Below are 17,087 nucleotides of genomic sequence, written 5' to 3' on the forward strand. Positions count from 1 at the left end.
GCTCAAATTAAAAAATTCGGTCAATCGTGGGAAGCAGAAACTTATTCGACATGATTTGCGTGTAGATTATGAATTCAATATTTCAGACTTCAATGAGCCAGGGAAAGCTTTTGGTGAAGAAGAACTCATGCAAGCTATTGAACGTGGTGCGATTCAGATATTGGATGATGCAACTATTGAAGCAATGAAAGCAAAGCGTGCACGCGACAAAGCTCGTGACGAAGCGGCACGAGAGCAAGCTGCTATCGATAATGGTGAAGCTACTGACTGGAAAGAAGCTATGAAGGAATGGGAAAATTGGGAAAAATCAGAGAAAGCTTAATCTTGTTTATTTTCAGACCATAGATTCCAAAAGTGATGAACTGGTCCTTGTCCTAGACCGATCTCGAAATCGGCGCCATGGCGTATCGCTTGATTCATGTATTCTTTGGCTTTTCTTGCGCTATCTTCAAGTGATAAACCTTTGGCTAGCATGGATGCTAAAGCTGATGATAAAGTACAGCCTGTACCATGTGTGTTTTTTGTTCGTATACGAACTCCAGGGAGTTCGTATATTTTTTTTGTTTCTACATCATAGCATATATCTACAAGAACATCTGCATGGAGATGTCCTGCTTTCAACCACACACTTGTATGATACTTATTGGCGAGTTTTTTAGCAGCTATTGCAATATCCTCCTGTTGTTGAATTTTTTGTCCTAATAGGACTTCTGCTTCTGGAATATTTGGTGTTATCACTCTAACAAGAGGAAATAAATTCTGTGTCATTGATATTATAGCATTCTCATCCAATAATCTATGTCCAGAAGTTGATACCATTACAGGATCTAATACTATATTCGTACAAGGATGATCTTTTAACCATGCAGCCAACATGTTTACAACTTCTGCTGAATGTAGCATACCAATCTTAATCGCATTGATTTCGATATCTTCAGACACGCATTTTATCTGTTGATATATGATATCAGCAGGAATTGCTTGTACAGCTTGTACTCCTTGAGTATTTTGTATGGTAATGGCCGTTATAGCAGAAGTCGCATAACAACCACAAGCTGAAATCGTTTTGATATCCGCCTGTATTCCGGCCCCCCCTGAAGGGTCACTGCCAGCTATAGTTAAAACAGTTTGGTATTTCATGGATACAAAGGTACGTTTTTTTTGTGATATAAGGTGTAACTCGTGAGAGTTACACCTTATATTTTCTAACATACCTTATTGAACTTTGTAATCTTAATCGTTAGGATCGAGATAAATACCGATACCAATCTTTAAACCAACTTTAGAATAGTCACTATTTTTAAATGATGGGTTGTAATATACAGAAGGTTCGATAGTTACAGATTTGTTTATGAAGAAAGCATAACCAACTTCTGCACCTGGTTTGAAATCATCGAAGTGATTAGCATGTTCGTATGTTGCGTTAACACCCAGGAATAAACCGTTCTGGATAATATAATAACGTCCGCCAACACCAATGTTAAAGCTGTTAGCGCCTATTTCACTATCTCCGATATGCTGATAACCTATCTGTGCAAGAGCCATCAAGTTATCTCTGAAAAGGTAACCCGCTTTAGCTTCTACACCGAGTTTAAATTTGTCAGCGCCACTATAGCTCAAGTCGAGTCCTGTAAGTGAACCACCTACATAAAATTTTCCCTCCTCAAATTGTGCTTTAGCTACCATTACAGAAAGTAGCATCAGCGTCATACACAAAAACTTTTTCATTACTTATTCTTTTTTAGCTGATTCTATTTGTTGATACATGGAACAGATCATTTTGTCGAGTGTTGGTACCATACCCAGCATTTCCTCAGGTAAAAGATTACATTCGCCAAGTTTGTTGACCATGCATGAAGGTATTTTAGCAGCTTCTTCGCGCATAGCAAGTCCCTTCGGGGTAAGGAAAACGATTTGCTGTCGCTTGTCGCTTTCACTTCCACGTCGTGATACTAACTCAAGTTTCTCCATTCTTTTAATGAGTGGTGAAGTAGTATTGATACCCAACATTAAACGTTTGCCGATGTCATTAATCGGTTGTTCATCTTGTTCCCAAAGTACGAGCAAAACCAAGTACTGGGTATAAGTTATACCCAGTTTCTTGAGGTATGGCTCATATTCTTGTACAATCAATCGACTTGCCGTATAAAGGCGGAAGCATAATTGATTGCTTAATTTTAATGATTTATACTTATCCTCTTTAACCATATCCATGTCCTTTTTATACTTTTATATATTTATTCTTTTATTTATTGCGTGAATTACGAACTTAAACAGTGGAATTATCCTTTAGTTTGTAGATATCGATCAGCTTCGATAGCAGCTTTTGCACCAGCACCAGCAGCTACGATACCTTGGCGATAAATAGGGTCTGCGCAGTCACCTGCTGCAAATACGCCTTCGATATTAGTCTTAGGTGAATTACCTTGAGTAATAATGAATCCTTTTTCGTCCATATCGATAGCGCCTTTAAAGATTTCGGTGTTTGGGTTATGGCCAATTGCGAGAAAGAAACCATCGATAGGAAGATCATACTCTTTCTCGTCAGCTTCACCCTTACGATATACTAAATGTGCACCTTGAACACCATCGTCACCGAAAAGGCCAAGAGTATTTGTTTCGTAGAGAATTTCGATATTTTCTTTGTTAGATACGCGTTCCTTCATGATTTCTGTAGCACGAAGATAAGGCTTACGGACAATCATATACACTTTTTTGGCGAGTGAAGCCAAATACATAGCTTCTTCGCAAGCTGTATCACCACCACCTACTACTGCTACAGTACGTTTGCGATAAAAGAAACCATCGCACGTAGCGCAGGCAGAAACACCCTGACCACGATACTTCTCTTCATCAGGCAATCCAAGGTACTTCGCAGAAGCTCCAGTTGCAATAATACATGTATCAGCTGCGATAACATTACCACGATCGTCTGTAAACTGATATGGTTGACTGCTAAAATCAGCTTTTACAATAGCTCCGTCACGAATATCTGCACCGAAACGAGAAGCTTGATCGCGAAGATCCATCATCATCTGATTACCATCTACACCCTGTGGATAGCCTGGGAAATTCTCAACATCTGTTGTTGTTGTCAATTGGCCACCTGGTTGCATACCAGAATATAAAATTGGCTTTAGGTCTGCTCTACCAGCGTAAATAGCAGCTGTGTAACCAGCAGGACCGCTACCTATAATAATTGTTTTTGTTGCTTCCATAATTTTTTCTATTAAGTGTTTATATATATTTTGGTTGCAAATATACTATTTTTATTTTATTATCGCATGCGATGAAGCTTAATATTAACAGCTTTTATGAAACTTAGCATTAATCTTCTTGCCGATAGTTTTTGGCAAGTCCTCCGGCAGATGTTTCTTTGTAAAGCGAAGGTATGTCGTGGCCCGTTTGTTTCATAACCTCAATAACTCGATCAAAGGATACGCGGTGTTTACCATCGCCCATCATGGCGTAGAGCTGTGAATCTAATGCACGACAAGCTGCGAAAGCATTGCGTTCGATACATGGTATCTGAACGAGTCCACAAACCGGGTCGCATGTCATGCCTAGGTGATGTTCGAGTCCCATTTCTGCAGCATACTCTATTTGGGATGGACTTCCCCCAAAAAGCTGACATCCAGCGGCTGAAGCCATAGCGCATGCTACGCCTACTTCTCCCTGGCAACCGACATCTGCGCCCGAAATACTAGCATTCTGCTTGACCACGTTACCAAATAAGCCCGCAGTGGCCAAAGCATGCAATATTTTCTCATCATTGAAACCGTGGTGCTTAGCCAGAAAATAAAGAACTCCTGGAACGACACCACAGGCTCCACAAGTGGGAGCTGTTACGATAGTACCTCCTGCTGCATTTTCCTCACTCACGGCTAGGGTATAGGCATAGACCAATGAACGGCTTTGGATGGATGATCGATAGCTTGTGGCCCTAATATAATAATTAGACGCTTTGCGCTGCAAATTAAGTGGACCAGGGAGTCTTCCTTCGGTATCAATACCTCTTTCTATAGAATCTTGCATAGCTTTCCACACTTCTGTAAGGTAATCCCAAATTTTAGGTCCTTCACATTGCTCTACATATTCCCAATAGGTGCACCCTGTACGTTCGCACCATTTTTTTATCTCTGAGATTGTACTGAGCGGATAAATCTGAGGGGTAAGAAAAGGATCTTTCGACCCCTTTCCTTCTGACAGAGCACCACCACCGATACTATAAACAATCCAAGGAGTTGTGGCATTATCGTTTTCGTCGAAGGCCTTAAACTCCATACCGTTAGGATGGATCGTAAGGAATATATCTGGACGCCAAATAATCTTAACCGGTGCAATCTCTTGAAGTATCTCTTCGATAGCCTGGTCGGTCATATGTCCTTTTCCGGTTGCAGCCAGTGAGCCATATAGAGTAACTTCAAATCGGCTAGCTTTAGGATAACGCTTGGCAAAAACTTTTGCTGCACGTTGTGGCCCCATCGTGTGGGAAGAAGACGGACCTTTACCTATTCTAAATATTTCTTTGATGGATTCCATGTCTATGTTGTCCTATTCAATAATATATATGTGTAAAGTTACTCAAAAAGTTTGGTTCATTGGTAAAATTTATGATTATAATACGTGTTTTTTATTCTTTTTGCCAATATGGCGTACAAATTTGTCATTATGGCAGTGTTTTTATTGTGGAATAAGAATTGCAATAGGATTGTCGAGTTTGATACGCTATTTAAGCGAAACTCACATAAATAACGATAATAATAAAAATAAATAGGAGGAGAAAAATGATGTTTCCAGTAAATGCATATAATTGGTTAGATAGTGCTTATGATGCTATGGTAGAAAATGAAAAACGTATACAGCATCGTGCACAACAGCGTCGCAATTCTGTTGCACCTGTTAATGTGATTGCAAATCATCAGGGGTACGAGATGAAAATGGCTGTACCTGGTTTTTCAAAGGATGATTTTGATATTACTTTGACAGAAGAAGGCAATTTGCGTATCAAATCTGTCAAGAATTTCAAAGCTCATGAGAAAGAGCATTATTTGCGCCGCGAGTTTGGTTCTGGAAACTTTGAACAAACTTACGCCCTGCCAGAAGATGTTGATACCGAAAAAATCACAGCTCGTGTAGCTGATGGTATTTTGAGCGTGTCTCTGCCAAGAGCTCAACATCAGCAGGTAAATCGTGTCATTGATGTAGCTTAATAAGGCTTTGTTGATGAAAATTTTTACAGGAGATTAATTCATTCGTGATAAGTTTTGGTTTATATTGTTAGGTTAGTGTTATTATAAGAATAGGTTAGTATTATCAGATTAGGTTAATAATAGTAATTACGTTTTTCATAAGGTATGAATTGATGAGTATGTTAGTGATTGGATAATAATCATGTTAGATTAAATGTTTATTCATGCGATAAGGAGACTTAGGAAGAGCGATTCCGGAGTCCCCTTATTTTTTGATAAATAGCTTTGTATTTTGTCCCTTTTTTTGTATTCTTGTATGAAAGTGTTAACTTTGTAAAATAATAATAAATATAGAGTACATTTTAATCTAATCTTATGATGAGAAACAAATTATTCTCGCTTGTTTTTCTAGCAACTACCAGTTTGGTTTTTTCGTCTGCTCATGCTCAAGACCGTACCTCGTTGGCAGGGCATTGGCATTCTACGCTAGGTACTGTAAAGTTGCCCGGCTCGCTATTAACTAATCGTTTGGGGGATGACGTGGATGTTCATACCCGTTGGACAGGTTCCCTTTACGATTCAAGTTTCTATTTTAATCCATACATGGAGAAATATCGCCATCGTGGACAGATGAAATTTCCTTTCTTTCTTACTCCTGATAAGCACTATGTTGGAAATATTACTTATAGTAAATCTGTTTTTATACCGAAAAGTTGGAAACGGAAAAAGGTGATACTTGTTTTGGAGCGTCCTCATATAGAGACGACCTTACAGGTAAACGGACAAAAGGTGGGGCATGAAATGTCGCTCTCTGTACCGCATCGTTATGATATAACTAATATGGTGAAGTTTGGAGCAGAGAATCAGTTGGATATTGATGTCTATAATGGTATAGAAAATGTATGTGTAGGGCAAGATTCTCACTCCGTAACCGACCAGACACAAGGAAACTGGAACGGTATCGCCGGTGATATGTATCTGATGACGATGCCGAAGAAAGCTGAGATATATAGTTCTGAACGTCCTCTTCGTATTCGTGTAGATGCAGATATTCATACTGGTCATGTGAAGATAGCTGTTAACGAATTGACCTATCAGTTGCATATTGATCATCCACAGCTTTGGAGCGAGTTTACTCCAAAATTATATACTCATACTGTAGATTACCATGGTATGCAGATACCTGTGAAGTTCGGTTTTCGTCAGATTACTATCCAAGGTAGACAGTTTTACCTGAACGGCAATCCTATTTGGATACGTGGAACGGTAGAAAATTGTAATTTTCCACTTACCGGATATCCTCCAACTGATGTGGAATCTTGGATGACGATATTTAAGAAGTGCAAAGAATATGGTCTTAATATGATGCGCTTCCATAGTTATTGTCCTCCAGAGGCAGCTTTTATAGCAGCAGACAGTGTCGGTTTCTATTTACAGCCGGAGGGACCATCATGGCCAAATCATGGTGTGAAGTTACGTCGCAAAATGGCTATCGATCAGTATTTGATGGAAGAAACGAAGCGTATTATCGATGAATACGGTAATCATCCAAGTTTTGTCATGATGGCTGCAGGGAACGAGCCGGCTGGCGACTGGGTTAGCTGGTGTAATGATTGGGTTGATAGTATGAAGGTGTACGATAATCGTCGTGTATACTGTGGAGCCAGTGTCGGAGGCGGTTGGGCATGGGATAACCGAAGCGAGTATCATGTGAAAGGAGGAGCTCGAGGACTCAATTGGGACAAAAAAAGACCTCAGAGTGAAGATGATTATTATCAGGATATTCTGTACCCTCGTAACTTCAAGCCAACTACAGAACATCCGGAGAATACAGAACCTTACGTGTCACATGAACAGGGACAATGGTGTGTGTTCCCTGATCTGAAAGAACGTTCTCAATATGTTGGTGTCTATAAAGCTAAGAACTTTGATATCTTCGAAGATCTGTTACGTGATCATGGTATGGGTAACATGGCAGAGAAATTCTTGCATAGCAGTGGTAAGCTACAGACGCTGGCGTATAAATACGAATTGGAGCGTAATTTAAGAACGAAGGATTATGCTGGTTTTCAACTGTTGGGTCTCAATGACTATAGTGGTCAGGGTACAGCTTTGGTTGGTCCACTGAATGTTTTCTGGCGTGAAAAAGGTTATGTTGACGGTAAAACTTGGCGACAGTTCTGTTCTTCTGTAGTTCCACTTGCTAAATTCCCTAAATTTATATATACTAATGCTGAAACATTACAGGTGCCTGTAGAACTCTACAATGCGTCGGGTAAGGCTATCGAGCATGCTAGAAGTACTTATACGATATATCAGGGAGAAGAAATCGTTAGTCAGGGTGAACTTTCTAAGGTTAAGACATGGCCACAAGGAAAAAATATCGAATTAGGTCGTATCAACTACGATCTGTCTGACGTGAAGGGGCCTGCTCAACTTACCCTCAAGGTAGATATTGATGGCCATGAGAACCAGTGGGATTTTTGGGTGTATCCTGAACAGGTAGATATGAAGGTTCCCAAGGATATCCACATCACGGATACGCTTGATGCTCAAGCCGAAAAGATACTGGCTAAGGGTGGTAAAGTCTTGTTGTTGGCAGCAGGTAAAATAAAATATGGTAGTGATATAAAACAAACCTATCTTCCTGTATTCTGGAATACAAGTTGGTTTAAGATGCGTCCGCCTCATACCACGGGAGCTTATATCGATACCAAGCACCCTCTTTTTGATTATTTCCCAAGTGATGATTGGACAAATTTAAATTGGTGGGAACTGGTTAACCGTGCGCAGGTGATGAATTTCTCTGAATTACCAAAAGATTATCAAAGTCCGATACAACCTATTGATACCTGGCATATTAGTCGTAAGTTGGGTATGATGATAGAAGCACAGATAGGGAAAGGTCGTCTTCTGATGACAACAATGGACCTTCAGAATGATCTTGATCATCGCATCGTAGCGCGACAGATGCGTAAAGCGATACTCGACTATATGCATGGTGACAAGTTTAACCCTTCGATGCAGTTGAGTTGCGATGATATTCATTATTTTTACACCCATCAGTCTACAACGGTAAATATGTATACCCATGACTCACCTGATGAATTAAAGCCGAAAATTAAGTAAAGTAACATGAGTTTAGGGAAGTATGCAATAGGCGTACTTCCCTATAACTTTGACAGAAAACCGTCTCAAAATTGACTGATTTTTATTTTTTTGACAGAAAAACGAGTCTACGTAAACGTTTACGCATATTTTTTTGTCTTTTTTTGTTTGATTTACTTGGAACATATTAAAAAATAAATTATATTTGCATAGTTATATAAAAAATGTAGGCTTGTGAAGCCTACTCATTTTAGCGATAAGAATTATAAAAAACTTTAACTATTTAATTTTCAAAATTATGAGAACTTTTGCGGATATATCTGTTCTAATTGTATCGCTTTACTGTGTTACAGTATTGGTTAAGTATACATTGGGTTCTATGGGTATTATTCTAAAGGACAAAGATGCACGGAAAATTTTACTTAACGCAGGTATAATCATTGCAGGTATTGTAATTACAGCCCTTGCGGTGTTTACAGACAAATTTTCAGCTGTACAGGAATTAGTTGCCTCTCTATGAGGTGGGGCTAAGTAATATGTTCTAGTTAGGAAAAATATTATTTCATACCAAAGATATTTAAAGTCTGCAATCCTATATGGATTGCAGACTTTTTTGTTTTTGTAGACATAAAAAACCAGCATATACACTTATATGCTGGATAACCTTTGTGCAGTTTTTAAAAACTAATTTAACGTATAATGTATCTGTTTTAAATCTTCTTTTTTCGAACTGTTACCATAAAAGATGGTATATTTACCGGGTATTACCCGCATAGTATTGGTAGACGCGTCCCAGCATTCAAACTGATTTCGGTTTAGTTTGAGAATAGCCTTTTTTGTTTCCCCAGCTTTCAGTGTGATATGAGCAAAAGACCTCAGTGTTTTAGATGGTCCTTCTACGTCATCATCTCTGCGGAGATATACTTGAACTAGTTCTGTGCCCTCCCGTTTCCCCGTATTGGTTACCGGAATCTGAAGAGTTATGCTATTGTTCGTAAGTGTTTGCAGTTTAGCTGTTCCTATTTCGAACGAAGTATAGCTCAAACCATATCCGAAGGGATAGAGAGCATCTTCAAAATACCGATATGTACGGTTCTTCATGGAATAATCCTCAAAATCAGGTAACTGTTGGGTACTCTTATAGAAGGTTACCGGTAGTTTTCCCATAGGATTCACCTTACCCATAAGTATATCGGCAACAGCCGTACCTCCTTCTTGCCCAGGATACCACGCCTGAATAATAGCCTGACAACGTTGTGCTTCAGGTGTTAGAGCGATAGCAGAACCAGAGCAGTTTACTAAAATAATCTGTTTACCTGCTTCAGCTAAAGCTTTAATAAAGTCTCTCTGTACTTGTGGCATTTCAATATCAGTGCGATCTCCACCTTTAAATCCTGGAATATTCACCGGCATCTCTTCACCTTCCAGTGAAGGAGCAATACCACCCACAAAGATGACCTTATCTATACCCTTGAGTTGAGCGATATTAGCAGCATAATCGACAGGATGTTCTTCACCGATATTAATCTTAAGATTAGCCCCCCAGGTTTTTACGTAGGTAAAACGTACCTCTATCAAATACTGTTCGCCACTTTTTACCTGTAGCGGTGTGCGGGTAGGTGTAGTACGCCAAGTATGGAATTTTTGCATTTCTTTGCCATTTACATAGAGAGCGAAATCTCCGCAACCTTCTACGTTGATGACAACTTCACCATTTTTTTGAGGAGTGAAAGTCGTTTCGTATTTTGCAGAAAAGTCTTCTACTTTTACACCTGGGGCAAAATTGTGCATACCTGCTGTCGTTACAGCCAAAGGGGCATTATAATACTGAGTAGTTACAGGTTTGCCATTCATCTTCGTATTATTCCAAAAAGTACCCTTCAAACCGGTCTTATTTGCTACTTTACATTGATTGAACAGTGGTTTAACGACCATTTTATCTGTTAAGTCGCAGGCAGGAAGATATACTACATTTTTATATTGCTTGCGAATACCTTCGAGAATCGATACTGTATGGTTAGGTGTACCATTATAGTTGCCCCACATCATCGGTTTATTATCTGCATTTGGACCAATAACGGCGATACGTTCATTTTTTTTGAGTTGTAATGGCAAGATATTTCCCTTGTTCTGAAGTAATACAATACTCTGTCGTGCCATATCGAGAGCCAGTTGTGCATGAGCTTTGCATGACATGATGGAATAAGGTATCTTACTCCATTCCACAAGTTTAGAATCATCCATTTCGCCTAAATCGAAACGTCCTTCAAGTAGTCTTATGACATGTTTGTCGATTTCTTCTTCTGTGAGAAGGCCTCGTTTTACCGCTTCAGGTATTTTTGCATAGGTATAGCCATAGCCACATTCCACATCTGTACCTGCAAGTGTAGCTTGTCGTGAAGCATGTACAGCATCACTTGATGTCTTATGACTCTGCCAAATATCACTTACAGCACCGCAGTCGCTTACGACGAGATATTTGAAACCCCATTCTTCGCGGAGAATTTGTTGTAGCAAACGATTATTACTACAGCATGGTTCGTCATCGAGACGCTGATAGGCACACATTACCTCACGCACATGACCATCCTGTACTGTGGACTGGAAAGCTGGTAGATAGGTTTCATAGAGATCGCGTGGCGAGATGTTATTTAGGTTGGCTGTATGGCGAGTAGATTCTGGGCCACTATGTACGGCAAAGTGTTTGGCACAGGCCCACAGTTTTCGATATTTACTCGTTTCAGGTCCCTGCAACCCTTCGACTACGGCACATCCCATAACCGAAGTGAGATAAGGGTCCTCACCGTATGTCTCTTGTCCACGTCCCCATCTCGGGTCTCTAAAGATATTTACGTTTGGTGTCCAAACAGAGAGGCTATGAAATTTTTCATCTTCTCCACCATTATCCATACGATGATGATATTGTGCACGCATCTCATCGCTTGCAGCAGAAAAAACAGATTTGAGCAAAGTAGGATTAAAGGATGAGGCCATAGCTATGGGTTCTGGAAAATTGGTTACATTGCCCATATTGGCAGCACCATGTAATGCTTCGCTCCACCAGAAAAATTTTTTAATGCCAAGTCTTGGTATTGCAGGTGATTCATCCTGCATAAGTAATGCCTTTTCTTCTAAGGTAAGTCTATGGCAGAGATCTATGGCTCTTTCGTAGGCTGAAAGATTTGGATTCTGATAAGGTAATAGAGTTGAAGTCTTGTCCGATGTTCTGCTTGTAGTATGGGTATTTTGAGCAGACTTTTCAGCAGCGCAGATGAGTGAGTACGTAGCTGTAGAGGGTAAAGTTAATATTGCCACAACAGCGTATTTTGTGAATAGTTTCATAATAGGTTAGATTGTTAGAATTTCTTTCCAGTGGCAAATATACGTAAAATATGTTCTGACGACTTTGCTTTATGTTTCAAAAACTTTATATTATGTATTAATAGTCGTTGATAGACTTTTTTTGATCAGATTATTGTCCTATCAATCGGAACAAAAAACATATTGGGGACAATGTGCATTGCTGCGCATTGTCCCCGATGATGATTTAGAATATTATCTTATTTCGTCACGATTTTCTTGCCGTCGACGATGAATACCCCCTTTGTAGGCTTGATTACGCGGCGTCCACTCAGGTCGTAGTATTTTTCACTGTTGATGACATCAGTATTCACGGTGCTTATGCCTGTGGCTTCACCCTCAAATACGATGCTAAGGATATGGGCATGGTAAGGTGAAGTTGGTATCAATTCGATCCAGCACTTACCAGCAGCCAGTGTACCGGCATCCTTCACCCACGTAAAGTTCTTGCCATTGTGAAGTATGTAATGATCAGCATTCTGTATGTCTTCGTTGGTAAATGTTTTGTCCACGAGTGTACCCTTGAAGTGTTCGTTATCATAGTTCAACTCATCGGCATCGTTGCTGCTAATGACGATTTTCACCACGACTTCCTCATCATTGTCATTATAGATGAGATAAGGCATCTCTGCAGGTACCACGTTAATTGAGGATGTCAATTCAACCTGTTTGTTGCTTACGTTTTTTATCGAATAGATTGATACACCATTTATAGGTTCCTCTATTTGACGTTTGTCGGCATCCATGCGAGCCACGTAGCTCTTGGCAGGAATAGTGATGGTAATGCGTTTCAGGGCAACGTCTACCTTGGCAGCGTTTACGGCATCGATAAGTGTGGTTGTAGCGTTCTCAATCTCCGTCTGTGTAGCATTGACGTTGTCTTGTACTGCCTTGGCTGTGTTGATGGCCTCCAAGAGTATTGCGGCTGCATCAGGATTACTTTCTTTAATGCTGTTGTAGTATGAGTCAGCCTCTGTGATGGCTGTGTTCAGAGCCGTTAAGATGGTAATCATGCTCATGTCAGGCATGACAGGTTTTATGTAGTCGTATTGTACCAATCCAATCTTGGCTATTTTCTGGTTGACCTTTGTACCATTGTTATCAATTTGGATCACAGCCATATTGTTGAAGGTAACCTCTCCGCCAATGGCCGGGAAGTTCTCTGCAGTATTTGCATCAATCATACCTCCAGTCATCCAGAACCCTTCAGTATCCGTGTTAGTTACAGTGTTATAGACACCACCTCCCAGTCCGTTAGCATGGTTTCCTGTGATTTCACCACCATAAATAGTCAGTGTACCGTTGTTGAGTATAGCACCTCCGTTACCAGTGGTATTACCGCCGGTAATTTTTCCGTTACCTTCGTTGTTGTCCATGATGGCGAGTGTACCGTTGTTGATGATGACGCTACCATCAGCGACAGGGGTTGTCAGCGCACGGCTAATTGTAAATCCGTTTAGTTCGAGCACGACGGTCTTGCCTGTAGAAATGTTCAGCGCAGCATCCGTAGCTTCAGCCGTGATATTCTGTGAGAGCTTGACGATGCTACTGCTGTTCAGTGCAGCCTGTAGCTCACTCCAACTTGTAATTTCTCCGCCTTCCTTGCTCATGCTGATTCCCGCGTTTTCACTGTTGAGTTCGGTAATCTCTCCATTCTTCATGGTGACGTGCAAAGTTTCAGAAGTCATACCCGTTTCAGCAGGAAGAGCGACATTGAGCGTGTAGGAATATGATCCGTCTCCGTTATCTACTTTAGAAGCCGTTATAATGTCTCCAAACGGAACGTCAATCGCATATGTTCCACCCATAAAGGTAGCCTTGAACTCGTTTGGTTCGGTACCTTTGCTATAGCTGATGACACCCGTCTGAGTACCATAACCTGTCCATACATCGTCGCCAATGGCATTGTAAAGTTCCGTTAAGATGGCAAACTTGTTCATGTCAGGCATGACAGGTTTAACATAGTTGTATTGTGCCATTCCCACCTTGGCCGTCTTCACACTGACCGTTGTACCATTGTTATCAACCTGGATCACAGCCATATTGTTGAAGGTAACCTCTCCGCCAATGGCCGGGAAGTTCTCAGCCGTATTTGCATCAATCATACCTCCAGTCATCCAGAACCCTTCAGTATCCGTGTTAGTTACAGTGTTATAGACACCACCTCCCAGTCCGTTAGCATGGTTTCCTGTGATTTCACCACCATAAATAGTCAGTGTACCGTTATTGAGTATAGCACCTCCGTTACCAGTGGTATTACCGCCGGTAATTTTTCCGTTACCTTCGTTGTTGTCCATGATGGCGAGTGTACCGTTGTTGATGATGACGCTACCATCTGCGACAGGGGTTGTCAGCGCACGGCTAATTGTATATCCGTTTAGTTCGAGCACGACGGTCTTGCCTGTAGAAATGTTCAGCGCAGCATCCGTAGCTTCAGCCGTGATATTCTGTGAGAGCTTGACGATGCTACTGCTGTTCAGTGCAGCCTGTAGCTCACTCCAACTTGTAATTTCTCCGCCTTCCTTGCTCATGCTGATTCCCGCGTTTTCACTGTTGAGTTCGGTAATCTCTCCATTCTTCATGGTGACGTGCAAAGTTTCAGAAGTCATACCCGTTTCAGCAGGAAGAGCGACATTGAGCGTGTAGGAATATGATCCGTCTCCGTTATCTACTTTAGAAGCCGTTATAATGTCTCCAAACGGAACGTCAATCGCATATGTTCCACCCATAAAGGTAGCCTTGAACTCGTTTGGTTCGGTACCTTTGCTATAGCTGATGACACCCGTCTGTGTACCATAACCTGTCCATACATCGTCGCCAATGGCATTGTAAAGTTCCGTTAAGATGGCAAACTTGTTCATGTCAGGCATGACAGGTTTAACATAGTTGTATTGTGCCATTCCCGCCTTGGCCGTCTTCACACTGACCGTTGTACCATTGTTATCAACTTGGATCACAGCCATATTGTTGAAGGTAACCTCTCCGCCTATGGCCGAGAAGTTCTCTGCCGTATTTGCATCAATTATACCTCCAGTCATCCAGAACCCTTCAGTATCCGTATTTGTTACAGTGTTATAGACACCACCTCCCAGTCCGTTAGCATGGTTTCCTGTGATTTCACCACCATAAATAGTCAGTGTACCGTTATTGAGTATAGCACCTCCGTTACCAGTGGTATTACCGCCGGTAATTTTTCCGTTACCTTCGTTGTTGTCCATAATGGCGAGTGTACCGTTGTTGATGATGACGCTACCATCAGCGACAGGGGTTGTCAGCGCACGGCTAATTGTAAATCCGTTTAGTTCGAGCACGACCGTCTTGCCTGTAGAAATGTTCAGCGCAGCATCCGTAGCTTCAGCCGTGATATTCTGTGAGAGCTTGACGATGCTACTGTTGTTCAGTGCAGCCTGTAGCTCACTCCAACTTGTAATTTCTCCGCCTTCCTTGCTCATGCTGATTCCCGCGTTTTCACTGTTGAGTTCGGTAATCTCGCCATTCTTCATGGTGACGTGCAAAGTTTCAGAAGTCATACCCGTTTCAGCAGGAAGAGCGACATTGAGCGTGTAGGAATATGATCCGTCTCCGTTATCTACTTTAGAAGCCGATATAATGTCGTCAAATGGAACGTCAATCGCATATGTTCCACCCATAAAGGTAGCCTTGAACTCGTTCGGATCATTACCTCTGCTATAGCTGATGACACCCGTCTGTGTACCGTAGCCTGTCCATACATCGTCGCCAATGGCATTGTAAAGATCCAGTATAATATAGTAATCCGGCCTTAGTATAGTAAATGATGAGCTAGCCGTTCCGCTGTAGTTAGAACCTTCAACTGCTGTGACCTTAACGGATGCAGTGCCTAGGTTTACGTTGTTTTCATAAGTCACAGTGTAGTCAATACCAAGGTTTAGCGTCGTCTCGCCATCCTTAACAGTAATAACGGGCGAAATAGCTTCACCAGTATAAGTTTGCCCGGCAATAGGCTGAATCCAGGCATCCTGCAGATTTTTGGCATAGGTTACAGTCACCAGCACATTAGCATCGGGCATGGTGAAAGTCCATGAACCATCCGTCTGTTTAGTTGTGATGATTTCGTCTTGCAAGCTAGGCGCGTACTGGGCTTTTGCATTGGCCGCACTCCAAGAGGTATAGGCGCGAACGGTAACCTCCTTCGCAGAATAACCGTCATTCGGAGTAACGCGAATGTTCACCACGTCATCTTTATAAGCCTCTGTAACAGTTGACATTCCTACAGAGAATGTCACCACACCATGTTCGCTACTGGCGTCTGATAAGGTGATGTTATAAGGTTCATTGTCCGTGAATAAGATGTTGTCTAAATCAGAGTAATCAAGTGATGCTTTTCCTTTGTCATAAGTGTTCAGTTTACCAGAAGGCAGAATAGTTACCCCGGTACAGCCGGCAATGATGGATATCGAAGGAGCATTAAAGACCCCGATGTCGCTGGTTCCGGTATTCGTACCATATTTGTTTCCTGAGAATGAACAGTTGACGAGATGGACTTGGTTTCCCCCATTGATACCTATCGCACCGCCAAAATTAGCTGACGATGAGGTTGTGTAATTGTTGGTAAACGTACAGTTGCACATATAAAGGCTACCCCCATAGTTGTTGATAGCTCCACCAATTTCACTCGAATAGTTTCCTCTAAAAGTTGTTTTGTCGGCATAAAGGTAAGCACCGCCTCCATTTTCAATAGCACCGCCTCCTTGATTTCCTCCGTCAGTATGGTTATTGCTCACGGTGCATTCATCAAGCACCAATGTTCCATAATTACGGAAGGCACCACCACCTGCGTTGAGGTCAAAGTTCTCGATTGTAACATTTTTCAAGGCAAGTACAGCCGACCAATTAATATAAAACGCCCTGTTGCCAGAACCGGAGAGTGTTTTTCCATTACCATCGATGATCACTTTTTTCCCGTCGCCAATGGTTAGCATTTCAGTACAAGTAATGTCGCTTGTGAGTCTCACATGGTTACCTGCACTCAAAGCGGTTTTTAAATTTTGAAAGGTAGAGACGTCTGTATACGTCTGTGCCCATGCCCCTGTTCCTGCCGCTATGACAGCAAAGAGGAAAAGAAGTATTGTCTTTTTCATAAGCATTTATAAAGATGTATGATGTTATTCGAATAATTTATTTTGATACTAAAAATGTATATATTTCTTAGATATAGTTATTAAACACAGATAACAGATTGGAAATGATGTTTGTTGCCGTGCTTGTATGTGAACTTTTAGCAGTTTTTATGGTATAAATATATATAGTTTTCTTTAATTTACAATAAAATTTACTGAGTTTAACATTATTTTTTAACATCTCAGCTAGAAAAAGCATTCTTTAGCTAGGAATTCAGTTCTATAAGTTTGAAATAAAATTTTATTTTATAATTTCACCACATGTAGT

The 17,087-nt window shown here is 41.0% G+C and carries 11 protein-coding genes (1 of these 11 running past the window's edge); 4 read left to right on the plus strand and 7 right to left on the minus strand.

Going from position 1 to position 17,087, the window contains the following annotated elements; translation table 11 throughout:
• Window positions 1–322, plus strand: partial view of a hypothetical protein gene (locus tag L6471_RS00265; RefSeq protein ID WP_027453821.1) — the 3' portion only. It extends 50 nt beyond the left edge of the window; only the last 322 of its 372 coding nucleotides appear in the window; the start codon falls outside the window, past its left edge; its stop codon occupies window positions 320–322.
• On the opposite strand, the gene thiD is transcribed toward L6471_RS00265, so the two are convergent.
• The 5 genes from thiD to L6471_RS00290 all read right to left on the minus strand — a co-directional run bounded on the left by thiD (window position 319) and on the right by L6471_RS00290 (window position 4,542).
• Window positions 319–1,140, minus strand: a complete 822-nt coding sequence (thiD, locus tag L6471_RS00270) for a bifunctional hydroxymethylpyrimidine kinase/phosphomethylpyrimidine kinase (protein ID WP_027453822.1) — start codon at window positions 1,138–1,140, stop codon at window positions 319–321. The two genes, L6471_RS00265 and thiD, sit on opposite strands and share 4 nt — an antisense overlap.
• Before the next feature lie 93 nt (window positions 1,141–1,233).
• Window positions 1,234–1,728: an outer membrane beta-barrel protein gene (locus L6471_RS00275; protein WP_006281638.1), complete on the minus strand. Its 495-nt coding sequence runs from the start codon at window positions 1,726–1,728 to the stop codon at window positions 1,234–1,236.
• A 3-nt stretch (window positions 1,729–1,731) separates the two neighbouring features.
• Entirely contained in the window at window positions 1,732–2,208 is a 477-nt protein-coding gene (locus L6471_RS00280; RefSeq protein ID WP_173652251.1) for a MarR family winged helix-turn-helix transcriptional regulator, read from the minus strand.
• A 74-nt stretch (window positions 2,209–2,282) separates the two neighbouring features.
• Entirely contained in the window at window positions 2,283–3,218 is a 936-nt protein-coding gene (trxB, locus tag L6471_RS00285; protein ID WP_006281636.1) for a thioredoxin-disulfide reductase, read from the minus strand.
• Window positions 3,219–3,327: 109 nt separating this feature from the next.
• Complete coding sequence (locus L6471_RS00290) at window positions 3,328–4,542, minus strand: L-serine ammonia-lyase (protein ID WP_074614794.1); 1,215 nt, start codon at window positions 4,540–4,542, stop codon at window positions 3,328–3,330.
• A gap of 245 nt (window positions 4,543–4,787) precedes the next feature.
• Between L6471_RS00290 and L6471_RS00295 the strand changes: the two genes are divergently transcribed.
• From L6471_RS00295 to L6471_RS00305, 3 genes are all read left to right on the plus strand, one after another.
• A complete protein-coding gene (locus L6471_RS00295; protein WP_027453825.1) occupies window positions 4,788–5,213 on the plus strand; it encodes an Hsp20/alpha crystallin family protein in 426 nt (141 codons plus the stop codon).
• Between the two features lie 354 nt (window positions 5,214–5,567).
• On the plus strand, window positions 5,568–8,321 hold the full coding sequence (locus L6471_RS00300; RefSeq protein WP_237796978.1) for a sugar-binding domain-containing protein: 2,754 nt from the start codon (window positions 5,568–5,570) through the stop codon (window positions 8,319–8,321).
• A 277-nt stretch (window positions 8,322–8,598) separates the two neighbouring features.
• Window positions 8,599–8,820 carry a hypothetical protein gene (locus L6471_RS00305; protein WP_237796979.1) on the plus strand — a complete coding sequence of 74 codons (222 nt, stop codon included), beginning with the start codon at window positions 8,599–8,601 and terminating at the stop codon, window positions 8,818–8,820.
• Between the two features lie 164 nt (window positions 8,821–8,984).
• Here L6471_RS00305 and xyl3A read toward each other — a convergent pair whose 3' ends face one another.
• Window positions 8,985–11,642 (minus strand): xylan 1,4-beta-xylosidase, encoded by a 2,658-nt coding sequence (gene xyl3A / locus L6471_RS00310; protein ID WP_237796980.1) that lies wholly within the window; start codon window positions 11,640–11,642, stop codon window positions 8,985–8,987.
• Window positions 11,643–11,860: 218 nt separating this feature from the next.
• A complete protein-coding gene (locus tag L6471_RS00315; RefSeq protein WP_237796981.1) occupies window positions 11,861–16,780 on the minus strand; it encodes a beta strand repeat-containing protein in 4,920 nt (1,639 codons plus the stop codon).
• Window positions 16,781–17,087 lie beyond the last annotated feature (307 nt).

Origin of the sequence: Segatella bryantii (assembly GCF_022024215.1) — a bacterium.
Taxonomy (GTDB): Bacteria; Bacteroidota; Bacteroidia; order Bacteroidales; family Bacteroidaceae; genus Prevotella; species Prevotella bryantii.

Excerpts from the sequence above, each read along its gene's own strand:
- L6471_RS00290 (WP_074614794.1), bottom strand. The coding sequence starts at position 4,542 with ATGGAATCCATCAAAGAAATATTTAGAATAGGTAAAGGTCCGTCTTCT.
- L6471_RS00315 (WP_237796981.1), bottom strand. The coding sequence starts at position 16,780 with ATGAAAAAGACAATACTTCTTTTCCTCTTTGCTGTCATAGCGGCAGGA.
- trxB (WP_006281636.1), bottom strand. The coding sequence starts at position 3,218 with ATGGAAGCAACAAAAACAATTATTATAGGTAGCGGTCCTGCTGGTTAC.
- L6471_RS00275 (WP_006281638.1), bottom strand. The coding sequence starts at position 1,728 with ATGAAAAAGTTTTTGTGTATGACGCTGATGCTACTTTCTGTAATGGTA.
- L6471_RS00295 (WP_027453825.1), top strand. The coding sequence starts at position 4,788 with ATGATGTTTCCAGTAAATGCATATAATTGGTTAGATAGTGCTTATGAT.
- xyl3A (WP_237796980.1), bottom strand. The coding sequence starts at position 11,642 with ATGAAACTATTCACAAAATACGCTGTTGTGGCAATATTAACTTTACCC.
- L6471_RS00280 (WP_173652251.1), bottom strand. The coding sequence starts at position 2,208 with ATGGTTAAAGAGGATAAGTATAAATCATTAAAATTAAGCAATCAATTA.
- L6471_RS00305 (WP_237796979.1), top strand. The coding sequence starts at position 8,599 with ATGAGAACTTTTGCGGATATATCTGTTCTAATTGTATCGCTTTACTGT.
- L6471_RS00300 (WP_237796978.1), top strand. The coding sequence starts at position 5,568 with ATGATGAGAAACAAATTATTCTCGCTTGTTTTTCTAGCAACTACCAGT.
- thiD (WP_027453822.1), bottom strand. The coding sequence starts at position 1,140 with ATGAAATACCAAACTGTTTTAACTATAGCTGGCAGTGACCCTTCAGGG.